Source organism: Myroides gitamensis, assembly GCF_029894455.1.
GTDB classification, from domain to species: domain Bacteria; phylum Bacteroidota; class Bacteroidia; order Flavobacteriales; family Flavobacteriaceae; genus Flavobacterium; species Flavobacterium odoratum.
In genome coordinates, this window is the sequence record NZ_JARYHN010000001.1 from 1407231 (window position 1) to 1432390 (window position 25160).

At 37.4% G+C, this 25160-nt stretch carries 21 protein-coding genes; 6 read left to right on the plus strand and 15 right to left on the minus strand.

Going from position 1 to position 25160, the window contains the following annotated elements; translation table 11 throughout:
• The first annotated feature begins 20 nt into the window (after positions 1-20).
• Complete coding sequence (locus M2306_RS06095) at positions 21-2135, plus strand: outer membrane beta-barrel family protein (protein ID WP_259188524.1); 2115 nt, start codon at positions 21-23, stop codon at positions 2133-2135.
• Positions 2136-2258: 123 nt separating this feature from the next.
• A complete protein-coding gene (locus tag M2306_RS06100) occupies positions 2259-2612 on the plus strand; it encodes a hypothetical protein (protein WP_259188523.1) in 354 nt (117 codons plus the stop codon).
• A 382-nt stretch (positions 2613-2994) separates the two neighbouring features.
• On the opposite strand, the gene M2306_RS06105 is transcribed toward M2306_RS06100, so the two are convergent.
• The 8 genes from M2306_RS06105 to M2306_RS06140 form a co-directional block, all read right to left on the minus strand.
• The gene (locus tag M2306_RS06105) at positions 2995-3654 is read right to left on the minus strand and encodes a hypothetical protein (RefSeq protein WP_259188522.1); all 660 of its coding nucleotides are present in this window, start codon (positions 3652-3654) and stop codon (positions 2995-2997) included.
• Positions 3655-3665: 11 nt separating this feature from the next.
• Positions 3666-4448 carry a nucleoside triphosphate pyrophosphohydrolase gene (gene mazG, locus M2306_RS06110; protein ID WP_259188521.1) on the minus strand — a complete coding sequence of 261 codons (783 nt, stop codon included), beginning with the start codon at positions 4446-4448 and terminating at the stop codon, positions 3666-3668.
• 74 nt (positions 4449-4522) lie between these two features.
• Positions 4523-4936, minus strand: coding sequence for a DUF5606 family protein (locus M2306_RS06115; protein ID WP_259188520.1), 414 nt, complete (start codon positions 4934-4936; stop codon positions 4523-4525).
• Positions 4937-4993: 57 nt separating this feature from the next.
• The gene (gene def, locus M2306_RS06120; RefSeq protein WP_002992275.1) at positions 4994-5581 is read right to left on the minus strand and encodes a peptide deformylase; all 588 of its coding nucleotides are present in this window, start codon (positions 5579-5581) and stop codon (positions 4994-4996) included.
• Positions 5582-5918: 337 nt separating this feature from the next.
• Positions 5919-6509: a non-canonical purine NTP diphosphatase gene (locus M2306_RS06125; protein ID WP_259188518.1), complete on the minus strand. Its 591-nt coding sequence runs from the start codon at positions 6507-6509 to the stop codon at positions 5919-5921.
• A 622-nt stretch (positions 6510-7131) separates the two neighbouring features.
• Positions 7132-8118: a fumarylacetoacetate hydrolase family protein gene (locus M2306_RS06130; protein WP_259188517.1), complete on the minus strand. Its 987-nt coding sequence runs from the start codon at positions 8116-8118 to the stop codon at positions 7132-7134.
• Between the two features lie 141 nt (positions 8119-8259).
• The gene (locus tag M2306_RS06135; RefSeq protein ID WP_259188516.1) at positions 8260-9114 is read right to left on the minus strand and encodes an HAD-IIB family hydrolase; all 855 of its coding nucleotides are present in this window, start codon (positions 9112-9114) and stop codon (positions 8260-8262) included.
• 6 nt (positions 9115-9120) lie between these two features.
• Entirely contained in the window at positions 9121-10143 is a 1023-nt protein-coding gene (locus M2306_RS06140) for a threonine aldolase family protein (protein WP_259188515.1), read from the minus strand.
• Between the two features lie 138 nt (positions 10144-10281).
• Between M2306_RS06140 and M2306_RS06145 the strand changes: the two genes are divergently transcribed.
• A complete protein-coding gene (locus M2306_RS06145) occupies positions 10282-10500 on the plus strand; it encodes a putative signal transducing protein (protein WP_002992263.1) in 219 nt (72 codons plus the stop codon).
• Positions 10501-10816: 316 nt separating this feature from the next.
• Here M2306_RS06145 and M2306_RS06150 read toward each other — a convergent pair whose 3' ends face one another.
• From M2306_RS06150 to M2306_RS06165, 4 genes are all read right to left on the minus strand, one after another.
• Entirely contained in the window at positions 10817-11380 is a 564-nt protein-coding gene (locus M2306_RS06150; RefSeq protein WP_002992259.1) for a Crp/Fnr family transcriptional regulator, read from the minus strand.
• A gap of 5 nt (positions 11381-11385) precedes the next feature.
• Positions 11386-12033, minus strand: a complete 648-nt coding sequence (ribB, locus tag M2306_RS06155; protein WP_259188513.1) for a 3,4-dihydroxy-2-butanone-4-phosphate synthase — start codon at positions 12031-12033, stop codon at positions 11386-11388.
• Between the two features lies 1 nt (position 12034).
• Positions 12035-12256 (minus strand): DUF2798 domain-containing protein, encoded by a 222-nt coding sequence (locus M2306_RS06160; protein WP_115090261.1) that lies wholly within the window; start codon positions 12254-12256, stop codon positions 12035-12037.
• A gap of 890 nt (positions 12257-13146) precedes the next feature.
• Positions 13147-14934: an ABC transporter ATP-binding protein gene (locus M2306_RS06165; protein WP_259188511.1), complete on the minus strand. Its 1788-nt coding sequence runs from the start codon at positions 14932-14934 to the stop codon at positions 13147-13149.
• 115 nt (positions 14935-15049) lie between these two features.
• On the opposite strand from M2306_RS06165, the gene M2306_RS06170 reads away from it, so the two are divergent.
• Together M2306_RS06170 and M2306_RS06175 are read left to right on the plus strand one after the other, a co-directional pair.
• Entirely contained in the window at positions 15050-15529 is a 480-nt protein-coding gene (locus M2306_RS06170) for a GNAT family N-acetyltransferase (protein ID WP_259188510.1), read from the plus strand.
• Between the two features lie 58 nt (positions 15530-15587).
• On the plus strand, positions 15588-16673 hold the full coding sequence (locus M2306_RS06175) for an alpha/beta hydrolase (RefSeq protein WP_259188508.1): 1086 nt from the start codon (positions 15588-15590) through the stop codon (positions 16671-16673).
• Between the two features lie 205 nt (positions 16674-16878).
• Here the strand turns inward: M2306_RS06175 and ytxJ are convergent, their stop codons facing one another.
• On the minus strand, positions 16879-17217 hold the full coding sequence (gene ytxJ / locus M2306_RS06180) for a bacillithiol system redox-active protein YtxJ (RefSeq protein WP_002992253.1): 339 nt from the start codon (positions 17215-17217) through the stop codon (positions 16879-16881).
• 158 nt (positions 17218-17375) lie between these two features.
• Between ytxJ and clpB the strand changes: the two genes are divergently transcribed.
• Positions 17376-19961 carry an ATP-dependent chaperone ClpB gene (gene clpB, locus M2306_RS06185; protein ID WP_259188506.1) on the plus strand — a complete coding sequence of 862 codons (2586 nt, stop codon included), beginning with the start codon at positions 17376-17378 and terminating at the stop codon, positions 19959-19961.
• A 175-nt stretch (positions 19962-20136) separates the two neighbouring features.
• Here the strand turns inward: clpB and M2306_RS06190 are convergent, their stop codons facing one another.
• Positions 20137-23316, minus strand: a complete 3180-nt coding sequence (locus tag M2306_RS06190) for an RHS repeat domain-containing protein (RefSeq protein ID WP_498882789.1) — start codon at positions 23314-23316, stop codon at positions 20137-20139.
• A complete protein-coding gene (locus M2306_RS06195) occupies positions 23261-25093 on the minus strand; it encodes a hypothetical protein (RefSeq protein WP_498882790.1) in 1833 nt (610 codons plus the stop codon). The genes M2306_RS06190 and M2306_RS06195 overlap by 56 nt, the downstream gene beginning before the upstream one ends.
• Between the last annotated feature and the right edge of the window lie 67 nt (positions 25094-25160).

A 25160-nucleotide genomic window follows, 5' to 3' on the forward strand; every position in this document is an offset into this window, starting at 1 on the left:
TAATTTATCTTAGTTTAGTTATGAATCGCATCTATATCGTTATGCTGTCTTGCTGTAGTTTGTCCATGTTTGCACAAACCGAAGCGCAGTTAGACAGTTTATATCAAACCCTACCCACCGATCTTGGTGAAGTTTTTATCCGCGTCAACAAGCCTGTTTTTCAACAGAAAGCAGATAAAATGGTATTTAATGTAGAAAACAGTACCCTATCTGAAGGCAGTACTATTTTAGAAGTACTTGGTCGTGCACCCGGTGTTGTTGTTTCACAAGAAGGGGAATTATCTCTTCGAGGAAAAAAAGGAGTGAGTGTGATGATCAATGGCAAATTGAGCTCCCTGTCTTCCAAAGAATTAGCCAATTTACTACGCTCTACCAACTCAAGTGCTGTAAAGAATATTGAAATCATTGCCAATCCCTCGGCCAAATACGACGCAACGGGTAATGCGGGTATCATCAATATTGTATTGAAGAAAAGTGTGCTTGAGGGATTGAATGGCAGTGTTTATACTAGTGTTGGACGAGGAAGGAAAAACCGCATGAACACGGGGATGAACATCAACTACAACCACAAAGGTTGGAGTGTATTTGCCGATTACAGCTATACTTTTAGAGGAGAAGAAGAACGCAAAACCTTTGATCAAGATTTTTTTGATGCTTCTTCCCTACTTACTCGACAAACCGTGCAACACTACAAAACGAGTGAGCCCTTGACATCCAATAATTTTAAATGGGGAACCGACTATCAATTCAACGCTAAAACGTCTATAGGAATTTTATTTGATGCTAAAATTGGTCGTTATGAAAACAAATCCAAAGGAATTAGCGATGTTTATGCCCCTGTTTCAACCTTGTATTCCTCCATTGCCACGGATAATTACAACGACGAACATTGGTATGACTATACCTATAGCGTACATGGAACGCATCAATTTGCAGAAGAAGGAACGCGTTTAGATTTTGACATTGAATACGAACAATCTAAATTTAGGTCACTCCAAACGCAGCTCCAAGAAACACTGGTAGCTACTGCAAATGCTTATCCCAACAGAAGAGGAAAAATCCCTTCCACGTTGCGCGTTTTCAATGGAAAATTAGACTTTACAATTCCTCTTTGGGACAATCATACGTTAGAAACGGGCTGGAAATCAACGGTAAAAACCAATGACAATCCTTCTGTCTATGAAATAGAGGAAAACAACCACTGGGCGATTGATCCGATTACGACCAATCACTACGATTACAAGGAGCAAATTCACGCCTTATATGCCAATTATAAAGCCACTTGGGATCATTGGCAAATTCAAGTCGGACTGCGCAATGAATATACCGATCGTACCATCAATCAAAAAACTACAGCGGAGCACCACCAAATGGATTACAATAAATTATTCCCTAGTGCCTCCATCAAATATGAAACTGATCAGGCGCATAGCTACTATGCTTCCTATAGTAAACGCATCAACCGACCGAGTCATTTTGATTTAAATCCTTTCCGTTTTTACAACGATCCTTTCAATTACTGGCAAGGAAATGTAAACGTCAGACCGGAAATTACACATGCCACAGAGATCGGATATAGCTGGAGTAAGTATTTGATTGCTTCGATTTATTTTAGCCAGACCAATGATGTCATGACGCAAGTATATTCCTATGAACAGAATCAAACTATTATGGTAAAAACGCTAGAGAATCTGAGCAAGTCTTACCATTATGGTGCTACTGTAACTGCCACTGCTAATCCCACAGATTTTTGGACGTTAAGCAGTATGTTTAACTTGTTTAACAACCAATACAAAGGGACTTACCAAGAAACAACGATTGACAGTAAGCAAGTTGCTTTTACACTCAATGCTCAAAATAGCTTTACTTTTTCAAAAGGAATAAAAGCCGAAATCAATGCACAGTATTTTTCTAAATCGAACATTGGGTTATATAAAAGAGATGCTTACTTCGATCTAACAATTGGAGCTTCTAAGAGCGTCTTCAAGGATAGGGGAAGTATTAAGTTAGCCTTGACTGACGTATTAAAAACCAATAACTTCACAATTATTGGCGATAACTTCGATTCGAAGGTGAAACAGAAATACGATCTAGATAGTAGAATTGCAACTTTGTCGTTTAACTATAAGTTTTAAATAAAAATTGAACATACATACACAACTACAGGAAAACTTCACAATCTGTTAATAAATAAATATATTTTTTTATAATGATTAATGTTTTGTATTTTAACATTAATTAATTTTAAATCTTTTTTTATGAAAAAATTAACATTAGGATTAGCGTTAGTCTTATCACTTGGCGTTTTCGCAAATAGTGGAGAAATTAGAGGAGAAGATAAATCAGAACAAGGTGTGATTGATTCAAAATGTTATCTCCTTAGCTTCGATGCTGTATATTACCACAATTTCAAAGCTGTTAGCGGCTCTATCGAGCATCATGAAAAGTATTTTTTTGGTACCTATGATGATGCTGTAACAGAATCATGGAATTTTAAAAACAGCTTCAATTACTATCCTATACTTAATTGGTCTGATGGAACTGGATGGAGTGTACCTGTAAACCAACCAACACAGATGTCATTAACCAAATGTTTCGTAATAAATCCTTAATCTATTTCGAGATTAGCTATACGTCGAAAATTGTTGAATGCACTACTTTTCGGTTTACCAATAAATGAAAAAGCCAACTCAATGAGTTGGCTTTTTTTACCATAAAATCTAGACGTGGCTACTTGTCTTATTTGATTTCCAACAGTGTTGTTGTTTATTTTTAAGATCCCTTTCTACCCTTCTTGTCCGAAGGCGTCTTCTTGAAGTGGGGAACTTGCGTTTTATTTTGAGTTGCAAAGTAGTTCAAATAATCTGATTGACAAAGTCTTAAAATAGTTTTACTAAAATATCTAAATAAAATAATACAAATCAGATTATAAACCTAACTTTAACACTATATCCATAGATTTTACTCAAAAAATCACAATAATCAGCAGGAACGCTATAAAGACAATAGCAAGAATTGTTCTATTAATTGAATAAATGCACCCTGTTCTGTTTGATTCTTTTTGACTAAACGCTCCCAAACCAATGCAGACACTTCTATTTTAGTGCTATTGCTATCTGTATACACGCGATTTCCTGTTAAATTTTTCGTCAAGGTAGCCGATTCATTACGTCCTTTAAACGTCATATCTCCAGAAAAATCGGTTCGAATATCCCAAGACTTTTGCTCGCCTTCATTTTTTACTTGAAGGATTCCAAAAATATCTTCTTTAGCAGTTAATTTTTTTCCACGATTATCTTCAATCGTCAACTTTCCTAAAATATCAATCCCATAGGTAGCTTCATACCCACTAATCTGCATATAATCTAGGATCAAATCTTGAAAAAACATAGACTTCACATCCAATTCATTGTAATTAGACCCCATCTTCTTTTGTAAATAGGCTTTATTAAACTTGAGGGTATTATGATTTGAATCTGTAAAGGTCAAATCATCAAAGACATTTTTCTTCAGTTTAGCATTATACTGATCTGCTTTATAGACTAAATCATTAAAAACATCTTGTTGAATGCGTTGTCCATAGGTAACGAAAGAACAAAGGATGAAGGCAATACTCATCCCCAAACTATACCAGTGATTTATTTTCTTCTTCATGGTTTACGTTTTTATTTTTGTGTCAACTTTTTTGCTTTTTCCCAATATACATCCATTTCCTCTAAGTTCATATCAGGCAAGGCTTTATGTTCTTCCTGAATTAATTGCTCCATCGTTTGAAAACGAGTCAAAAACTTGTGGTTTGTCTGGCTCAATGCATGTTCAGGATCTATACCTACAAAGCGTGCATAGTTCACTAAGGAAAATAAAATATCTCCAAATTCCTTCTCCATTAAAGCCTGGTTACCCGCCGCTTCTTCTGCTTTGAATTCTTGTATTTCTTCCTCTACTTTCGCCCATACATCCGTTTTATCGCTCCAATCGAAACCGATACCACTGGCTTTCTCCTGCATACGCAACGCTTTGATAATCGCTGGTAAGCTTGTAGGCACACCTTCTAATACTGATTTTCGTCCGGCTTTCAATTTGAGTTGCTCCCAATTTTGAAGCACTTCTTGTTCATTTTCTACTTTTGTATCTCCGTATATATGAGGATGTCTATAGATGAGTTTCTCACAAATGCCATCCGCAATTGTTTTCACATCAAATAATCCTTGTTCGCTTCCTATTTTAGCATAAAATACAATGTGCATTAGCAAATCTCCCAACTCTCCTTGCATTTCTACTGGGTCTCCAACCGAGATACTATCTGCTAATTCATAGACTTCTTCAATGGTCAAAGAACGCAACGATTCAAAGGTTTGTTTCTTATCCCATGGACATTCGACCCTTAACTCATCCATAATGGTTAACAAGCGTCCAATAGCTTCTAATTTTTCTTGTTGTGTATGCATAGCGAATTGTATTATTTTCCTTGTAAAAATAAAAAAGCTCGTTGTATAACGAGCTTTTTATCTATTCTTTTTTCTTATTTGCTTTCTTCAACTGCTTCTTGAAAAGCCTCTTGAATTAATCCTCTTTTTTGTACGATATTATACCAGTTCAATACTTTTTTAATATCAGAATTGTAAACGCGCTCTGAATCATAGTTTGGCAATACTTCTTGGAAGTAAGCTACTAATTCTGGATCAGAAGCTTTGTGAGAAATAGCCTCTCCATTGTTTTCTTTTGTTGCAATACTTTTAAATACGTCAAAAAGTTTAATTTCTCCTTCGTGCGTATATATTGAGATTTCAGATAATAAACTAACGTTGTTTTTTAATCCTACTGTACTTCTTTTCCCGTCAACTAATGATTCTGCAATAAATCCTGTGCGTGTTTGAACAATTAACTCAAATAATCCTGGCTTACCAGAAATAGCTAATACTTTTTCTAAACTCATTTTCTAAAATTTTTCTTTTGTAACAAATATCTTAATTACTTCTTAATTTCCAATTTTTTATCTACCTTTTTTAGCAGCAAATTTCATTTTATAGTCTGTAAACACTTTACCTTCCATAATATTCTTTAATCGCTTTGCTATTAATTTCTTTTTAAGGCTTGATAATTTATCTGTAAATAGAATTCCTTCAATGTGATCATACTCATGTTGAATTACACGTGCAGCTAATCCATTGATTGTTTCTGTATATTTCGTGAAATTCTCATCACAGTATTCAATTGTAATCTGTTCTTTACGTACAACTAGTTCGTGTACATCTGGAATACTTAAACATCCTTCATTAAACGCCCACTCTTCTCCTTCTTCCTTAATTATTTTAGCGTTGATGAAGGTTCTCTTATACTTAGTTAAAAATTCTTTTTCTTCTGGTGTATTATCTTCAATTTCTGCAAATGGAGCACAATCAACTACAAATAGACGAATAGGCAATCCCACTTGAGGAGCTGCTAATCCTACTCCACTAGCCGAATACATCGTATCGTACATATTAGCAATTAATTCATCTAGATTTGGATAATCTTTTGTTATGTCTTCTCCTACTTTACGTAAAACAGGATCTCCATAACCAACAATTGATAGTATCATAGTTGTTCTTTTGTAACTTTATTGATTAAAACGATTGCAAAATTAGTCAAATTTATAGTATTCTAGCAGACTACAAAACTTTTTTCGATTTAACTTTTTGCCTTATTGGTCTATTTTTCGGGCTTTTGAATAGGAATAGTACTCTTTAGAGCGATTGATATTTCAATTAATTTATTGATTACTAATTTCTTAAAGGATGGATTATCGTATTCACTTCTAATTTTAGCTTCTACTTCTCTTGTTTTACTCTTTTCTTAAAAAGTTCGATCCCTCGCCTACTTCTTTCTCTTTAGACAAAAGGATACAAAAAAAGCGTTCCAACTAGCAGGGTTTACCCCTATAGATCTTCTATTTCTTTGTCTTTTAAAAATGCAACGAGTTGACTAACCGCTTTTCCTCTGTGACTTACTGCATTTTTTTCTTCTAGGGTTAATTCTGCAAATGACTTAGTCATACCTGTAGCTTGAAACAAAGGATCATAGCCAAAACCACCTTCTCCTTGTGCTTCTTTTAGAATTTCACCTTCGATAATACCTGTAAACAAATGCTCTTCTCCATTGTAATGCAAGGCAATCACCGTTTTAAAATTTGCTTTTCTATCGTCCTTCGCTTCTAACTCGCTCAATAGTTTCGCATTATTCGCTTGATCATTTTTGTCTTCTCCAGCATATCGTGCTGAATATACACCTGGTGCACCTGCTAAAGCATCTACTTCTAATCCTGAATCATCAGCAAAACAGTTGAATCCATAGTGTCTTTTGATGTAATTTGCCTTTAATAAAGCATTTCCTTCTATGGTATCTGCTGTTTCTGGTATATCCACCATGCAGCCAATGTCTTCTAAACTCAATATTTCTATTGAATCTGGTACTTGATTTTTAATTTCTTTGATTTTGTTCTTATTGTTTGAAGCAAATATGAGTTTCATTCCACTTAGTTTAAGTTGAGTAGTCAAAATTACGAAATGAAAAGGAGAGTTTGTTCTTGAATTAACACAAAAAAAAAGAACAAACTCATTACGAGTTTGTTCTCCTCATTCACCTTATCAATTACTAACCTAGTAAAAGAAAATTTTACGTCTTATTTGTGTAAGAGACTCTGATAAAATTTTAACTCAACCATTTTATATCAAAAAATAGAATCTCACACGTATAAATAAGCGTTTGTTGTTTCCCTTCACAAGTTTTAACCTGATACAATAGTACTTCTAAATCAGTTTATCACAGCAAAAAGCATACTCAAACGGATGAAATTAGAACTCAACCGTTGATAGTGTTTACTCAATTGGTTTGGGGTTATGGGTTGGGAGTTATGGGTTGGGAGTTAGGGGTTGGGGAGTTAGGGGTTGGGGAGTTAGGGGTTGGGGAGTTAGGGGTTGGGGGTTATGAAAATAAAAAAGGAAGGAGTTGTATACAACTCCTTCCTTTTTTATTATGCTCGATGGTATGGTTGACAGTGAACAGTTGCCCAGACTTTATCTAGTTACTTGGCAAATTGCCATTTGCCACTACGGGGTTTTACATCAAATCGCCTCACCTTCTCACCTTCAATTATTTCTTATATTCTTTCACCACTTGATTGATGCGACCAAAGATTGTTTTTCCTTCTTTATCCATCATTTCAATTTCGATACGATCTCCAAATTGCATAAATGGTGTAGATGGTTTTCCGTCTTTAATTGTCTCTAAACAACGAACTTCTGCTAAACAGCTTGATCCTGTTGGGCTTCCTTGATTAGCTACAGTTCCTGATCCAATCACGGTTCCAGCCATTAGTGAACGTGTTTTTGCAGCATGTGCTACTAATTGTCCAAAATTGAAAGTCATATCTACTCCTGCATTTGGCGATCCTACTAATGTTCCGTTTAACGTTGAGTGTAAAGGCAAATGTAATTTTCCTTCTTTCCAATCGTCTCCTAATTCGTCTACTGTTACCATAACTGGTGCGAAAGTAGTCCACGGTTTAGATTGATAGAATCCGAATTGCTTCCCTAATTCTGCTGGAATTAAGTTTCTCAACGAAACATCATTCAATATCGTAACTAATTTGATGTGTTTCAATGCTGTTGCTACATCTACTCCTGGAGGAACATCATCCGTAATAACGGCTACTTCTGATTCAAAGTCAATTCCCCATTCTTCTTTTTCGATTAGAATATCATCAGTTGCTCCAATAAAAGCATCTGAAGCTCCCATATACATCAATGGATCTGTCCAGAATGATTCTGGCAATTCTGCATTTCTCGCTTTACGTACTAATTCAACGTGTGTTACATAAGCACTACCGTCTGCCCAGTGGTACGCTCTTGGAATTGGCGCCATTACCTTAGCAGTTGTAAAATCGATAATATTAGATAGTTTTCCTGCGTTTAAGTTGTCATACACCTCTTTTAAAAGTGCCTCTTTAGTTGCCCATTGATCTAATGCTGCTTGCATTGTAGCTGCAATTTCACTAACTACAACTGCTTTTGTCAAATCTTTTGAAACAACGACTAATTGACCATCTCTTGTGCCATTGTTGATACTAGCTAATTTCATGAATTTATATTTTTAGTTTTTATTGTTGGTTTACTTTTTTTCTATTCTTCGCTAAGCTTCAAAAAAGAAAAGCCGAAGGTATAAAAAAATAAGAGAATACTATAATTTCGTTTAGCTCCTCTTTCTTCTATTTTTTATGCTTTATAGGGCTTGATTTACAACTCGTTTAATGGTTTGGGCTACTCCATCTTGATCATTGGTTCCAATTTTATGCTGCGCCAATGCCAAGATTACAGGATGTGCATTACCCACCGCATAGGTATTGGCCTGTAATTCCAACATCCCTTTATCATTTAAGTTATCTCCAAAAAGATGTAAGTCTTTGCCTTGAATAGCGTAGTGTTCTTGTAAATATGCAATTGCGTTTTCTTTAGTTGCCTTGGCACTTGACACTTCCAATACAAATAGATCGGGAATATATTGATCCTGCATTAATAGACAAGTCAAATCATCTCCATACTGTTCTTGCAAATGTAGTTTTAATGGCACTAACGTATCATAATCTTCAATGAACATCATCACTAAACTTTGTGTCTCCCAAGTCGCAGCTGCTGTTGGCAATTGATCTACTGCTATAAACCGAGGGTCACTAGGGCGCATATTCATAAAATACTGCAAGCCCTTACTTGGATTCTCTTGGAAAAAAATCCCTTCCTCAAAGCTCTCATTCAAAGTAAAAACGAATGGAGAGATTCCCTTTTCTTCTCCTAACTTCAATACGATCTCTACATAAGCAGCCTCAATGCCTTTAATTTTTAAAATGCGTTGGGCTTGCCAATCGTAAATCACCGCACCATTATTAAGGACCACGGGGAAATTCCAAGAAACGTGTTGAATCACCTTAGCAGCACTAGTCAGTCCTCTTGCTGTGGCAAACCCTACTTTATGAAGGCTTCCGCTACTTACTTCTTGTAGTATTTGTTCACTTTCATAGCTTAAATATCCACTGCTATTCAGCAAGGTTCCATCTAAATCTGTTATAAATATTTGTTCCATTCTGTCTTATTCGTTTAACATAGCGATGAATACCTCCAACATCAATTCGTCTGTGGTCCAAGAGGTAATTAATCGAATAGTCGCATATTCTGCATTAATGGATTTCCATACATAAAAATCAAACTTCTCTTGTAAGCGATGAATCAGCGCAACAGGTAAAATAGGAAAAATTTGATTGCTAGACGGTTCGACTAAAAAAGAATAACCTTGGGCTTGAAAAGCTTCTGCTAATTTCATTGCCATATCATTGGCGTCTTTTGCTAATTTAAAATACAAATCATCTTGAAAAAGGGCTAAAAACTGAATACCTAGTACTCTTCCTTTAGCGAAAAGCGCTCCCCTTTGCTTGAGGTTATAATCGAAGTCAAGCGCTAAATTTGCTTGTGGAAACACAATAGCTTCCCCAAATAAAGCACCATTTTTGGTTGCTCCAATATAAAAAACATCAACCAGCTCTGCTATTCGCTCTAAGGTTAGATCATTGGTCGGCGCAGTTAAAGCATGTCCCAAACGAGCCCCATCCATCAAAAGAAGCAATCCCTCCGCTCTACAGCAATCCGATAACGCTTTCAATTCACGCTCACTATAAATCGTTCCAACTTCTGTCGTATTCGAAATGTACACTACTTTGGGTTTTACTACATGTGGACGCAATTGGAAAGAAGCTAAGGTTTGTTTAATTTGGGTAGCGGTAATCTTACCGTCTTTACTTTCGATGGGAATTACCTTGTGGCCCGTTGCCTCAATAGCTCCTGTTTCATTGGCGTAAATATGACCTGAATGCGCACTAATTACGGCTTCATGTGAACGCAAGAGAAATGAAATAACCAACAAATTGGCTTGTGTTCCTCCTGATACAAAATAAATTTCGGCCTCAGGTTTATTGAGTTTACTACGTAGTAAATCTTTTGCTTCTTGCGTATACTCGTCACTGCCGTATCCGTTTTGTTGTATGAAATTGGTTTCTACTAATTTATCTAATATTGCAGGGTGTGCCCCTTCTGCATAATCTATTTTGAGGTTGTACATGTCGTCATCTTTTGGTCAAGTAAAAATAGGGCTTTCTTCTTCAACGTACGATGATTAAAGGGAAAACTTTGATAAAAAAAGGGATTGTACTTCTTTTTTACGTTTAAAAAGTGTAATTTTAAATAAAATTCGAAAGATATGAATCACAAGAAATTATACGCAGGTAGCGAAGTTATGGTTTTAGCAGTGCGAAACTTATTAGAAGAACACAACATTGCTTACATTATTCGCGATGATATTGAAGCTGGACGCAGTGCTGGTTATGGTACTTTAGGAAAAGCTGTTCACGTATTTGTTGAAGAGCAAGATTTATCTCGAGCAGAGGCTTTATTGAAAGAAAGCAATATTGAAGAATAACCTTGCTATTTATACAGTTACACGTATAAAGGTATTGATATAGAAATCTCAATTTGTTCTCTACATAAAAATTATGTTAGAAAGAAAAAGGGGAAAAACCATGGTTTTTCCCCTTCTTTATTTAACCCAATTAACATGTAGGATTATTATCAAAATATTGCTTTTTTTAGTCGTTTTTTTGTTTTTTCGATTCTTTGTTTTTTTATCAGACTCTTCTTTACAGAACTAATTCGTTTCTTTACTTCAAATGAACAAATACATTATGTATTGAACCATTCAACAAAAAAGCAACCTACAAAAAAACAAATACCCTCATCTATTTTGCTTTAATGCGGCTCAACGTTTCTTGAGAAACGCCTAAATAAGAAGCAACAATTTTATTTGGTAATCGCTGTACAATCTGTGGACTTTGACATAGTAAATCCTGGTATCGCGTTGCGGCATCCATGGTAACCATAGCAAATAGTCTACTTGTATTATTGATATAAGCAAATTCTAAATACTTGCGATAGAACTTCTCCCATTGCGGAATCGTATCCAACAGTTCATAAAAATGATGGTGTGTAATCACATATACTTCACTTTCTTCTAATGCTTGCATGTATTCTTCAGCACTATCTCCTTGAATAAAACTAACTAAAGTAGTAGCGAACTGATTTTCAAAGGCAAAAAAACGCGTAGTATCTTGCCCTGCTTCATTGATATAAAAAATGCGCAAGCATCCTTTACAAACAAAATACAGTTTTTGCGTCTGTCCGACTCCAGCATTCAATTGGGCTCCTTTTTTTAATTTTTCGTATTTGAAATAAGAAAGAATCTGATCTAGTTCTGCCTCCGTCACTTCAATTCGATCTTGGATATAGGCTATTAATTGTTTCATTGCAATTATTTTTCACTAACAAAAGTACGATAATACACTACATCAGCAATCGTTAAGACCGTCATTTTATGTTCTAAAGCAAACGCAATCGCTTCAGGAAGACGCGCCATTGTTCCGTCGTCATTCATTAACTCACACAACACTGCTTCAGGGGGTAAACCCGCTAACTTCATCAAATCAACACTTCCTTCTGTATGTCCATTGCGTTCTAATACACCTCCATTTTTTGCACGTAACGGAAAGATATGTCCTGGTTTAGATAAATCTGCTGACGCCGCATTTTTATTGCTTGCCGCACGCACTGTTGTTAAACGATCTGCTGCTGATAATCCTGTGGTCACCCCTTTTGCTGCTTCAATCGTAATGGTAAAAGGCGTTTGAAATTGACTGGTGTTTTCTGTCACCATAAACGGTAATTCTAATGCATCTGCTTTGTCATTCGTCAAACATAAACAAATAACCCCACTACAGTATCGGATTAATAAAGCCATATCTTGCTCCGACATCAAATGGGCTGAAAAAATCACATCCGCCTCATTCTCTCTATCGTTATCGTCCAAAAGCAGCACTCCTTTTCCAACTTTTAAAAAGCTCAACGCTCGTTCTACTCTTTCTTGGCTTGTTTTTCCAAATTCTTGAAGTTTATCTTCCATTTTATTTTTTAATTAATTGTTCTGCGTATTTTCTAGCTCTTGGAATAATGATAAAAGCTGATCCATAAGCCACAGGAAGCATCACACTCCACGCTTTTAAAAACAGAAAAAACCATCCTTCCTGAAATCCATAATTTCGAATTAAACCTACAAATGCCATAATTAACGTCATCGGAATTACAACAAACAAGGTATTCACATACTTGTAATACTTCGTATTCATATTTTTTATTTTTTGATAGGACAAAGTTCTTGTTCTAGTAGACCAAAAGCATTGATATAGGTCAATAAATGGGGGTTGTGAGGGTTGTGCTTTGTGAGGTTTGTGCTTTGTGAAATCGTGAAGTTGTAAGATTTATCGATTAAAAGAAAATTTACAGGGTTAGAGGTTATGGGTTAAGAGTTATGGGTGAGACGGTGAGAGGTCAGGTGATGAGACGATGAGATTTGACATAATAAAATCTTCTTTACTAGAAAATAAACTTACTTAAAAGCAAAAAACATCTTTACAAAAGACAATTTACCTCCAACGTAAGGCAAATAAAGAGCGTCAAATGTTTGAAAAGGCTGTAAAAATAAAAGATGCTTGTGCTTTGTGAGGCGGTGAGGTTTGCTTTTTTGCGAGAGGCTTTTTTGCAAATCGCCTTTAATCGATAAACCCAACAACTTCACAAAAAACAAAAAAGCGACTTAGCAGAAAATAGAAAACTAATTTGACCTTTATTTGGGTTAGTTGAAGGGTTTTTTGTTTCTTTTTTACCCTTTAAAAAAGAAAGGATTACTCTTTGTGAGGTTTGTGCTTTGTGAGGTTTGCGCTTTGTGAAATCGTGAAGTTGTAAGATTTATCGATTAAAGGAAAATTTACAGAGTTAGAGGTTATGTTAAGGGGTGAGATGGTGAGAGGTCAGGTGATGAGACGATGAGCCCCCCTTTCTTTTTTACCCTTTAAAAAAGAAAGGGGGGCTCATCGCCTCATCGCCTCACCCTCTCACCGCCTCACCATCACACCGTTCACACCGCCTCACCGCCTCACCCTCTTTACCCATAACCTTTTTCCATAAAAAAAGACTATTCATCAAGGAATAGTCTTTTGAAAATAAGGATATTATGCTCTTATAGTTCATCGGCGTGTAATGTTTGTGAGATTTTTTCAAGATTCAAACTATTGGCCATGGCGGAGAAGATTTCATGATAGGTTTGTTTGTTGTCATACAAGACTTCATGAATTCCACTTTCTACGACTTGGCCTTTTTCCATTACGACAATATGATGTGCATCAATAATCTGCGAGATACTATGGGAGACAATAATAACGGTTCTATTTTCTTTAATGGCATCTAGGCTTCGTTTAATTTGTTCTGTTGCAATGGCATCTAAACTGGCCGTTGGTTCATCCAAGAAGATGATTGCAGGGTCTTTTAGGAACAAACGCGCAATAGCAATACGCTGTTGTTGTCCTCCAGATAGCAATCGAGCATCTGCATCATACCCTTGGGGTAAGTCCATGATTTGCTCATGAATATAGGCTTTTTTGGCAGCTTCCTTAACTTCTTCAAGGGAGGCTGTTTCATCGCCATATCGGATATTTTCTTCTATGCTTCCTTGGAAGATATGGTTCTTTTGTAATACTAAACCAATATGTTTGCGCAGTTCTTTCGTATCATATTCCCTCAAATCAACGCCATCCAATAGAATCTGCCCTTGATTGGGTTCATAAAACTTATCTAACAGATTGATCACAGTACTTTTTCCTGCTCCACTCAACCCAACCAATGCTGTTGTTTTATTGGGTTCAATTAGCATCGAGACATCCTTTAGTGCTTTTGTTCCATTGGGATAATTGAAGGACACGTTTTTCAATTCGATACGTCCTTCAATTTTTTGAGGAATATAAGTACCTGAAGATTCTTCTTCTTGCGCTTCTAATATTTCAAAGAAGCTTTCCGAATAAATCATCGCATCATTGACATCGTCATAAATTCGGTGTAATTGTCGAATAGGCGCTGTAACGTTATTAAAAAGCAAGACGTGAAACATAATGGCACCCACACTCATTTGTCCTTTCAATACAAAATAGGTGGTCAACAAAATAATTACAACCAATCCAAATTGCTCAATAAAGCTTTTTACTGAATCAAACACAAAGCTAGTTTTACGCGTATACAGTTGATTTTCTGTCATATCGTATTGAATTTCCTCGTGTTTTTTTGATTCCAAAGGCTCACGCACAAAAGATTTAATCACGGTAATGGAATTGATTAACGAGATAATACCATTGTTTTTATTTTCTCGATAACTTCTCATCTTACGTCTAAAGCCTTTGAGTTTTTTGGCTTGCAATTGACTTACATAGAAATAAAGCGGAATCATCGCTGTACTCACTAATCCGATATACACATTAGCCGAATAAATAAAAAACAAGGCTACAATTGCATTGGCAAATAGCGGCAAAATATCAATGAAGAAATTCTGTACCAAACGCGTAATACTACTAATCCCTTGATCAATACGGGTTTGTAGTTTTCCACTGTCATTCTCCTCCGAAGTATAAAATGCCATTTTGAAGGTCAAAATGCGCTCAACCACCAATTGTGAAATATCTCTTGACGTATAAATACGCAGTTTTTCCCCAAAATAGCGCTGTCCAAACTGTATGCAACTAAAGGCAATCTCTTTGACAATTAAAATGACACTGCTCCACAGCAATACTTGAAAACCCCAATCTAGCGTTTCTTCCTTATTCACTACGAGATTGAGTGCATCGACCAAATAACGCAGGACCAAGGCATTCGTTTGAACCGCAATAGATCCCACCGCAGTTAATACTAATGTGCCTATTACTAATCCTTTATAAGGGGCTATAAAAGGTTTTATTTTCTTTAATATCGTATATAAATTCATGCAACAAAGGTATTATTCTCTAGCCAGTTAATTCTTGACTTGTGTCAATAAATCAACTAGAAAACGTCCATGGTATTCTTATTTTTGCAGTACATTTAAAAATAAAATATACATCATGATTATTCGTCCTGCAGTTTTAGAAGATATGCCAGCACTTCAATTGCTTTATCAAAAACAATTTGCTGATTTACAACGTCATCAACCTTATTCTTTTAAGGCAGACCTCCCTGCTCTTTCCTTTCTACAAGAAACAATTGAAGAGGAAGACGGTGAATTTCTACTTGCCTTTGATCAAGATCAACTCGTTGGGATGACGGCTTTATTTATTGAACAAACCCTGCCATACGAATGCTTTGTCTCACATCGCTATCTCAATTTTGCAGATCTTTATGTTGAAGAAGCCTATCGAAACCAAGGAATTGGAAAACAACTGATTCAAGCTGTAAAAGATTGGGCAAAACAAAAACAAGTAGATTATATCGAACTGCTTGTACTGAAACAAAATTCAAAAGCGTTACAATTATATATAGAACAGGAATTTGAAATTGTACATACTACAATGCGTTACCGATTGGACCAAATTTTAAACTTTTAATTTATTTAGAATAAATATAAACAATTATCTTTGCCTTTTAAAATAATTCAAAAAAAGAATGAAATTATCGTTCCCGCATTTGGTAGGGCTTCTTGTGGTATTCTTGTCAACGTCCAATCTAGTAGCGCAAACACCTATTGTCATTGGCCAAGAGTATACCCTCGAATCTCAAATTTTACAAGAGCATCGAAAAATTCAAATCTATCTTCCTAAAACCTATACCGATAGTACTTTAACTCCACAACACTATCCTGTTGTTTATCTGTTGGATAGCGAAAGTAACTTCAATTATCTTACAGCCTATATTGAGAAACTGTCTAAGTATCCTTATCCTTCAATCCCGGAGATGATTGTCGTAGGTATTGTTAATACGAATCGCACCAGAGATTTAACTCCAACGGTGCGAAATGAAAATGTCATGACTGCGGAGCAAAAAGCAAAGATCAAAGGAGAATCAGGAGGGAATGACTTATTCTTTCAGTTTTTGGAAAAGGAAGTTAAACCATTTGTACAGCAGGAATTTAGAACGAATGCCTATGCTATTCTACTTGGGCATTCTTTTGGTGGTATCACCGCTTTAAACAACTTACTGAACTATACGAGTATGTTTCAAGCCTATATTGTGCATGATCCTAGTATTTGGTGGGATGATACCTATATCCTTCACTCTTATCAAGCAAATGCGACGAAAGATTTTCAACATCGAAAGCTATTTCTAACTCAGGTTGGTGATAGTGAAAACAAAGGTCATTTGGAAGATCACTATAGCGCTATTCAGGCATTTAATACGTATTTAACTCAGCATCAACCGAAACATCTAACCTATCGCTTTCAACAATATGAGGGCGAAAATCACGGGACTATTCCAATGAAAGGAAACTTAGACGGATTGCGTTACATTTTTGAGGATTATCCCTTAAATTTCAAAGCCATTCAACAAGATCCTGCTTTAGTTCGCACTACTTTTAAGCGTTTAAGTGAATCCTTACATTTCGAATTTCAGCCCAACGAAGCTTATCTGAGGTATATTATTTCGTACTACGCCAAACAAAAGAATACAGATCTAGTTGATTATTTTATTACCTATTGCTTGGAGCTATACCCAACAAGTAGTATTCGTCAAGATATGCAATCCAAAACTTAGAGGTAAATGATTCCCTCAAAGATTGAGAATCTTCACCCAATATTTGTTGTATGCTCTAACTATTATGATGTAATTTATCTTTTATATACAAGATACAGTAAGTCCCCACTACTGCTTATTTACATTTATGTTGTTTCTAATCTATAAGCAAAGTATCATAAAAACAAAAAGTCTACATTCCTGTAGACTTTTTTTGTTCTTTATTTTATAATCTCAACAATAATTTCTCTGTTTCAACTCCGTCAATTCCTTCATGAGAGGTATGAAAAACCACCTTTCCATCCGCAATAATCAACAATTGAGGAGATTCATGTTGTACTTGAAATCGATCAGCAATATCTAAAGAAACCAAGCGGTCCTTTTTTACATCTACCATATAACAAGCAACTTCTGTGGGATTTGTAAATGAGCGTTCAAAATTTCTCAACGCCATTTTACTAATGTAACAAGTCGTACTATTTTTAAAAATAATACAAGGTTTTGTTGATGTATTGGCAATTACTTCTGATAAAGCAGCAGTTTCTGTTAGTTCAATCCAGTTCATAAGACATTTTTTCAGTTAAATAGAATTATCCTTCCCTAATAAATGACGTTTTGTCACAATTATATACAAATATAGAAAATATTTTGGACAGAAAGTCGTAAATTTAAGATTGGAATACATCTTGTAAAAAGTATGATACAACACAAAAAAATTAGAATATGAACTTGAACAATTTTACAATAAAATCACAAGAAGCCTTGCAACGTGCACAGGTTATTGTGCAGGGATTAGGCCAACAACAAATCGAGAACGAACATTTATTCAAAGCTATTTTAGAAGTAGATGAAAATGTTACGCCCTTTATTTTAAAGAAATTAAACATCAACGTGAGTGCGTTTGAATCTGCATTAGATGCAACGATTCAACGTTTTTCTAAAGTAGAAGGTGGACAAATCGGTTTATCTCGAGATGCAGCTACTGCTTTAACAGAAGCACAAGCGATTGCGACGAAGATGAAAGATGAGTACGTATCGATTGAATATTTGTTGTTAGCGATATTCAAATCAAAAAGCACAGTAGCGCAGATGCTCAAAGATCAAGGCGCTACAGAAAAGCAATTGGAAGCGGCTATTCAAGAAATACGCAATGGAGCACGTGTAACTTCTGCTTCTGCAGAGGAAACTTATAATTCACTGAACAAATACGCCAATAACTTAACGAAATTGGCTTATGAGGGTAAATTAGACCCTGTTATTGGACGTGATGAAGAAATTAGACGTGTTTTGCAAATTTTGAGCCGTCGTACGAAAAACAACCCGATGTTAATTGGTGAACCTGGAGTGGGTAAAACAGCAATTGCAGAAGGTTTAGCGCATCGTATTGTTCAACAAGACGTACCAGAGAATTTGAAAGATAAACAGATTTTCTCTTTGGATATGGGAGCCCTAATTGCGGGTGCGAAATACAAAGGAGAGTTTGAAGAGCGATTAAAATCAGTCGTTAAAGAGGTGACCACTTCTGAGGGGCAGATTATCTTGTTTATTGATGAGATTCACACCTTAGTTGGTGCTGGTGGTGGTGAAGGTGCAATGGATGCTGCGAATATCTTAAAACCTGCCCTAGCGCGTGGAGAATTGCGTTCAATTGGTGCAACCACTTTGGATGAGTATCAAAAATACTTTGAAAAGGATAAAGCCTTAGAGCGTCGTTTCCAAAAGGTTATCGTTGATGAACCTGATACAGAGAGTGCAATTTCCATTCTACGTGGTATCAAAGAAAAATATGAGGCACACCACAAAGTACGCATCAAAGACGAAGCAATTATTGCGGCAGTTAATTTATCTGAGCGCTATATTACCAACCGTTTCTTACCCGATAAAGCCATTGACTTAATGGATGAGGCTGCGGCTAAGTTGCGTATGGAAATTAACTCTAAGCCAGAAGAATTGGACGTTTTAGATCGTAAAATCATGCAATTGGAAATTGAGATTGAAGCGATTAAACGCGAAAATGACGAAGATAAATTAAAATTGCTCGGCTTAGAAGTAGCCAACCTAAAAGAAGAGCGCAATGAGATTTTTGCGAAATGGCAATCTGAAAAAGAAGTTGTTGACCGCGTACAAACGTGTAAACAAGAGATTGAAACCTTTAAGTTAGAAGCGGAGAAAGCAGAACGTGAAGGCGATTATGGAAAAGTTGCGGAATTGCGTTATGGCAAAATAAAACAAGCACAGGAAGAGCTTGAAAAAGCACAAGCACAACTTGAAGAAAATCAAAAAGGGCATTCCTTAATCAAAGAGGAAGTAACGAGTGATGATATTGCAGAAGTAGTAGCCAAATGGACCGGAGTGCCAGTAACTAAAATGCTGCAAAGTGAAAGAGAAAAACTCTTACACTTGGAAGATGAGCTACACAAACGCGTAGTTGGACAAGAAGAAGCTATTGAAGCAATTAGTGATGCCGTACGTAGAAGTCGAGCTGGTTTACAAGATCCTAAAAAACCAATTGGTTCGTTCTTATTCTTGGGAACTACTGGGGTTGGTAAAACTGAATTAGCAAAGGCTCTAGCAACCTATCTCTTCGATGATGAAAATGCGATGACGCGTATTGATATGAGTGAATACTCTGAGCGCCATAGTGTGAGTCGTTTAGTTGGTGCGCCTCCAGGATATGTTGGATATGATGAAGGTGGGCAATTAACGGAAGCTGTGAGAAGAAAGCCATATTCTGTTGTGCTCTTAGATGAGATTGAAAAAGCGCATCCTGACACGTTTAACATTCTTCTTCAAGTATTGGATGAGGGACGTTTAACGGACAACAAGGGACGCTTGGCTGACTTTAAGAATACGATTATCATTATGACGTCCAACATGGGTAGTCACATTATTCAAGAGAAATTTGAGCAAATCAATGACCTTGAACAAGCATCTGAAGAGGCAAAAGAAGAGGTATTGAATGTGTTGAAACAATCGGTACGTCCGGAATTCTTGAACCGTATTGATGAAGTGGTCATGTTTACTCCTTTAACGCAAGACAACATCCTTCAAATTGTTGATATCCAACTCCAAGGAGTGATGAAAATGTTAAGTGAGCAAAACATTCACCTAGAAGCTACAAAAGAAGCGAAAGAATTCTTAGCTCGCAAAGGGTTTGACCCACAATTTGGTGCAAGACCTGTAAAACGAGTAGTTCAACGCGAGGTACTGAACAAGCTTTCGAAAGAAATTTTGGCTGGTAATGTCAAAGCAGAGAGTATGATTTTACTCGATTCATTTAACGATGAATTAGTTTTTAGAAATAAATAATATTTTTAGGGGGCGAATGAAATTCGCCCCCTAAACTATATTCAAAAAAAGAAAAATCTATGCTTCAGTACTAAACCTAATCCCTAACACTTATTTTTAAGTACATTTACGTGTAATAAAATTATTACTCATTGAAACTGGAATAGACCTTAATCACTAGTACTTTTTCTTATTTTTAAGTCGTCCTCAGTCTACGGCAACACGCAACATAAATATTTTTATAATCTTTTTCTAATAATTGGATTACACTTCCTATTGGCACCGGATGTTCTGTGCCAATTACTGCTACAGCATGTGGAAAACTATTGGGATGTTCATTCATAGCAGTACGAATACTATCTAGAGCTACCTCTTTAGAAGAATAATATTTCATTCCTGTCTCATGATTCTTCATAGGCAAGTATGGAGCAGTTAGTAGTTGATTAGGAATACTTGTATTTGGCATATAAAGATCTCTTATTAAACCTAAATCTTGCCTTCCTTTAAGCGTTCTTAGTAAGTCCATGCTATGTAATTCTCCTCTATTAGCATAAAAACCAACACTAGATGAAGATGTAAAGCTTCGTTCTTCTATTAAAGGGCCTCCATGTGCAAATAAAATAACTGTATTAGACTTTTCTATATCGTAATTCTCTGCAGTTAAAATATGTATTCTAGTTTCTTGCCCCCTCCTATTTATAGCGGTATAAATCTCTTCATTAGCAAAAGATCCTTCTGTGAAAGAATCGCTTAAAATATTTTGCTTACTCATCATCAGAGGTGCTCCTGTCTTCGGTTTAGAATAAGCTCCCGTTGCTGAACCCGCAATTCCCAATCCCAGCGAAGCCCAACCTAATTTAGCCGATAGCTCAGGATCACTATTGCCAACAGCAATACTAGCAATTCCTGTTGCCTCTGCAGCTAAACTAAGGGTCAGGGATATACTCGCCATCGCAACGCCCATTCCAGCCACAGAAGCACCAAAGGTTGCAACAGCACTAACAATTCCAATAATCCCTAAGGCAATTCCTCCGACTGCACCTAATTGGGCCAATCCCTGCGAAATTACCCCTCCAGAGAACAACCCCGCTGTTCCCATGGCACTGTGCCCCGAAGGATCAATGAAGTTAATCGGATCGCCAGCACAATAGGCGTAGGCGTTAATTCCACCTGCTCCAAACGGACTCATGCTATCGGGACAAGTAAAACGCATCAAGACTGGACTATACGAACGATATCCATTACCCAAGTGGTAATGCCCACTGATTGGATCTTTTCGCTCCCCATTAAAAGCAGGTAGATATTCTTCTGCTTCTCCCTGCCCGTACGCTCCATATTGGTGTAGTTCTCCTTGGGAATCACTGTTTTTCACCGACCACAACAAGCTCTCATTCTGCCCACTTGCCGTTAAGGTAACATCCTGATCATCGTTGACCGCCAAGCAGGTTGCTCCACTTTTAATCCAACGCACTTTCTTATTCTCTTCCACTAGTACTTGATTGACCAGTTCTCCTGCGCGGTAATACAGCTGGCAGTTCTGATCTCCTGCTACGGTTTGATTGACCAGTTGATTATTTGCATTGTATTGGTAAGTGCTATCTTGCGGCCCTTCTAGTTCAACAAGTCGTCCAAAAGCGTCATAGCTCAGGTTTCTACCTGCTTCATCCACTGTCATGCGTCCACAGGTGTCGTATTCCAATTCAATAGTTGCAGGATAAGATCCATGGGAATGCGTCACACTGGTCAACTGTGTCGGATCGGCATGATTCTCATAGTGATATTCCGCCACATCCACCTGATAATTTTCCAGTGTGGTTTCCACCGTTAGTAAATTATTCAACGCATCGTATTCATATATTTGTTTACGAAAAGCCTGTCCATAACCATCCTTTGGAAATTCACTCCCACTGATGCTATATTCCACCAGGCGATTGCGCACGTCATAGGCATAATCCTCTTCTTTAATGCTGTTGCCGTTTAACTTAGTTACTTGTCTGTTTAGCAATCCATTGGAAAGCCAACTTCGCTCTAAACGCAATTGTGTGCCTTTGCTGTCCTTGATGATTTCCACCAACGGCTGATCGAATTCATTGTATTCAAACTCCGTTTCGATTTTAGTGTAGGAATGGTTGTCTTCTACTATTTTCTTGTCCAGGCGTCCCAAGGCATCATAGAATAAATCAGCCGTTACATCCTGATCGACAATGCGACTCACACTGCCATGCTCATCGCGCTCATACTGCGTTTGTGCGCCTGTAATGTCGCTATGCGAAGCGGGTTCTCCTCTCAAGGTCCACTGGTAATCCATATCATAAGCATCGCCATTGACTGTTAGCGTTTCTGTTTCAAGTAACCCGTAGTCGTTCCAATAGTTCTGATTGGAGGCCATTCCATCTGCCGATTCGATTAATGCACCCGTTGTGCTATCGTATTCAAAGGCCTGGGTCAAATCATCCGCCTCAATTTGAGTAATGGCATTGCCTAGTTCCGCAATGTAGGCGTACTCAATGGTGGTTCCATCGGGTTGCGTCACGGTAGAAGGAACAGGGGAAGCATCCTCATAGTCGTACGAGGTGGTGCGACCACCGGTTTGTTGCTCAAGCAAGCGACCCAAACTGTCAAATTCTTGCTCGCCCAATACCCAATTTCCATCAGAACTGCTCACCTCAATTCGAGCGATTTCACTTCCTGTTAAATAGGGAACATACGTATATTCTAGCGTTGTTCCGTCTTGCAGGGTTTGGGTGAGTACGCGTCCATAAGCATCATAGGTGCGTTCTACGCTATGTCCTAGTTCATCAACTTCTTCTCGCAAACGCCCCAAGCCATCCCAAGCGTACAACTTAGTTCCAACAACCTGTCCTTGCAAATTGATGCGCTCTTCTTTTTCCAAGAGCTGACTCTTGTAGTGCATCGTTTTTTTCCACTGTCCGCTGCGCATGCTTCCTCCACTTTGCCAGCGCGAAGAAGTTAACCAAACGGGATTGTCTTCTTGATGGGCTTTTATCCCATTGGTAAACTGAAGCATCATCATTTGCCCCCAACCATCATAAGAGATGTTGGTGCGGATGGAATAAGTAACCTTTCGGTTATTGGAGGTTTGTACATCGCGAACCGTTTTTTGGCTGGATTGACCCGCTGCATTGTAATCCTGACTGAGAATTTCTTCCCATTGACCACTTCCCTTGCGATCTAAGCCGTATTTGCGCAGCTCGCGTCCTAAGCCATCAAAATACACTTTCGCCTGATTGTCCAAAGCATCGGTATAATGCGTAACAGGGCCACTAGAAGTCAGCTCATACTCCCAATATGTAGAACTTTCATAAGCCGTACCTTCCGCCTGAAGTGGAGCGCAAGATTCGACCCATCGAATCATAGCTATAAGAGCTCACAACCCCTTGTGCACTAATCTGGCTCAACACGCGGTGGGTAAAAGCACTAGAGGTAGTGCTAGTAGCGGCCTCACAGCCATCATGACCGGTAAAAATAGTCTCTTGTGTGATTTCATCGTCATCAACGGTAAACTCAAAGGCTTGATAGGAATCATAAGCCGTAGAATACGCCCCATCGGCATATAATTTATCGTGAATAAAAGTCATACGACCATAATCCAAACTACTGGAATCCTGCTCATACTCGAAAAAACGCGTTTGTAGCAATTCATCATCGCTGTATTTGGACAACTGTTCGGCGACAATCAAGTCAGAATCTCCCAAATTAGTATAGGTATAGGATTCCATTTGAATGGGGGTATCGTAGTCATCCTGATTGGGAATGGTGATGCTTTCTTTTAAAAAGCGCACAAAACCATGGGGTTCTGCCGGACAACCGCGTTCTCCATCGGCATCGTACCAAGTCATTGTCGTTTGACTGCCGTTGGGTTGAATCTCCAAGGTCGGATTCCCGTCTGTATCAAACTCAGTGAGGTGAACCTCTTGACGGGTTCCATTGGAATCTCGCCAGGTCGTGGTCTTTTCTTTGACCAATTGAAACTTATTGGGTTGATACTCAAAGGGAATTCCGATAATGGCGTAATACTCCAAATCTACCTGAATGCTCCTTGTTTGATTACCAAAATAAAAACTTGTTAATTCTCTGGTATTTAAATGAAAATTATTATACGTGCGTACTGTTTTAATAGTCAAATTGTCTTGCGTTTGTACTTCCTCAGAATCATAGAAATAATTGCTCATCACCGCATATAAATTATCGCGATTCGATTCAAATTCAACTCCACCAATCCCCTCCTGATACCCTAAGTAGTTATTCTGCGAACTATAATTAAATTTAAAACTAGAAACAAGATCGGGTTGTCCGTTCCCTGGAGAACGTCTGTGTTTAACAGCAGCGGGTAAAGCTGGATATACATTATCGGGAAAGCGAAAAACGTCAAACTGATAATCAATCGTTTCGATGAGTCCTGTGGGGTGTTTGATCTCCTTGATGAATCCCTGCGCTGTGTAGTAGAGAAACCAAGTGTAGTTTTCTTGCACTTGTTTCACTTCTTCCAATTTACCATTGCCAAGGGTAAATTGGATCTCGTAGGCTTCTTCCTCTCCAGGGAAAACGGAAACAACAGGAGCATTAAGATCAAAGTAACTAATCTCTACTAAAGTATGGTGATCATCAGCAATAGAAATTAAACGAGCATTGTCCCCCATCCATTTCAAGTAAACCGCATGACCTTCGTACGTCTGAATACTCACCGTATTCTTGATCGAATAAGAGGAAGATGGGCTATCTAAAATCTCAACTAATCCCGATTTATAGGTTACTTTATAATACCCTTCTTGATCATCATCCCCATTAAAGCGCTCAAAGATAAAGTTGTTTAACTTCTTTTGTTTCACAACAAGTTCGCCTTGATAATCATCGCTATCTTCCTCCACTAAATACTGCTCACCCGTGGAGAGTCGAAGCAGTTGATTTTGATAGTCATAGGTGGTAAAAGGAAGGCCAAAGCCAATACCAAAACCCTCATCCGCCTGATTTAATGAACTACTTGCTAAAGACAAGGAGACCTCAGGACCCATACCGTAATTCGCATTGAGCGTGGCTAAAGGTAAATTTAGCGTGAAAGCACCCGTTCTTGGATCGATTCCCGTCTGTTGTGAACCAATGAAATTCTGACTTTGTGTAAAAAAATCCTTCATAAGCATTTGTTTTTAAGGTTAAATCACTTCGTTTTTCCTACGCAAAACAGCAATCATCACATATACT

What these genes read in the sequence shown, in the direction of transcription:
- M2306_RS06115 (WP_259188520.1), bottom strand. Translation starts at nt 4,936, where the DNA reads ATGAGTTTAGAAAAAGTATTAGCTATTTCTGGTAAGCCAGGATTATTT.
- M2306_RS06170 (WP_259188510.1), top strand. Translation starts at nt 15,050, where the DNA reads ATGATTATTCGTCCTGCAGTTTTAGAAGATATGCCAGCACTTCAATTG.
- M2306_RS06105 (WP_259188522.1), bottom strand. Translation starts at nt 3,654, where the DNA reads ATGAAGAAGAAAATAAATCACTGGTATAGTTTGGGGATGAGTATTGCC.
- M2306_RS06175 (WP_259188508.1), top strand. Translation starts at nt 15,588, where the DNA reads ATGAAATTATCGTTCCCGCATTTGGTAGGGCTTCTTGTGGTATTCTTG.
- M2306_RS06130 (WP_259188517.1), bottom strand. Translation starts at nt 8,118, where the DNA reads ATGAAATTAGCTAGTATCAACAATGGCACAAGAGATGGTCAATTAGTC.
- M2306_RS06195 (WP_498882790.1), bottom strand. Translation starts at nt 25,093, where the DNA reads ATGAAGGATTTTTTTACACAAAGTCAGAATTTCATTGGTTCACAACAG.
- M2306_RS06190 (WP_498882789.1), bottom strand. Translation starts at nt 23,316, where the DNA reads ATGATTCGATGGGTCGAATCTTGCGCTCCACTTCAGGCGGAAGGTACG.
- M2306_RS06150 (WP_002992259.1), bottom strand. Translation starts at nt 11,380, where the DNA reads ATGAAACAATTAATAGCCTATATCCAAGATCGAATTGAAGTGACGGAG.
- M2306_RS06100 (WP_259188523.1), top strand. Translation starts at nt 2,259, where the DNA reads ATGAAAAAATTAACATTAGGATTAGCGTTAGTCTTATCACTTGGCGTT.
- M2306_RS06135 (WP_259188516.1), bottom strand. Translation starts at nt 9,114, where the DNA reads ATGGAACAAATATTTATAACAGATTTAGATGGAACCTTGCTGAATAGC.
- M2306_RS06165 (WP_259188511.1), bottom strand. Translation starts at nt 14,934, where the DNA reads ATGAATTTATATACGATATTAAAGAAAATAAAACCTTTTATAGCCCCT.
- ribB (WP_259188513.1), bottom strand. Translation starts at nt 12,033, where the DNA reads ATGGAAGATAAACTTCAAGAATTTGGAAAAACAAGCCAAGAAAGAGTA.
- M2306_RS06145 (WP_002992263.1), top strand. Translation starts at nt 10,282, where the DNA reads ATGAATCACAAGAAATTATACGCAGGTAGCGAAGTTATGGTTTTAGCA.
- def (WP_002992275.1), bottom strand. Translation starts at nt 5,581, where the DNA reads ATGATACTATCAATTGTTGGTTATGGAGATCCTGTTTTACGTAAAGTA.
- ytxJ (WP_002992253.1), bottom strand. Translation starts at nt 17,217, where the DNA reads ATGAACTGGATTGAACTAACAGAAACTGCTGCTTTATCAGAAGTAATT.
- M2306_RS06095 (WP_259188524.1), top strand. Translation starts at nt 21, where the DNA reads ATGAATCGCATCTATATCGTTATGCTGTCTTGCTGTAGTTTGTCCATG.
- mazG (WP_259188521.1), bottom strand. Translation starts at nt 4,448, where the DNA reads ATGCATACACAACAAGAAAAATTAGAAGCTATTGGACGCTTGTTAACC.
- M2306_RS06125 (WP_259188518.1), bottom strand. Translation starts at nt 6,509, where the DNA reads ATGAAACTCATATTTGCTTCAAACAATAAGAACAAAATCAAAGAAATT.
- M2306_RS06160 (WP_115090261.1), bottom strand. Translation starts at nt 12,256, where the DNA reads ATGAATACGAAGTATTACAAGTATGTGAATACCTTGTTTGTTGTAATT.
- M2306_RS06140 (WP_259188515.1), bottom strand. Translation starts at nt 10,143, where the DNA reads ATGTACAACCTCAAAATAGATTATGCAGAAGGGGCACACCCTGCAATA.
- clpB (WP_259188506.1), top strand. Translation starts at nt 17,376, where the DNA reads ATGAACTTGAACAATTTTACAATAAAATCACAAGAAGCCTTGCAACGT.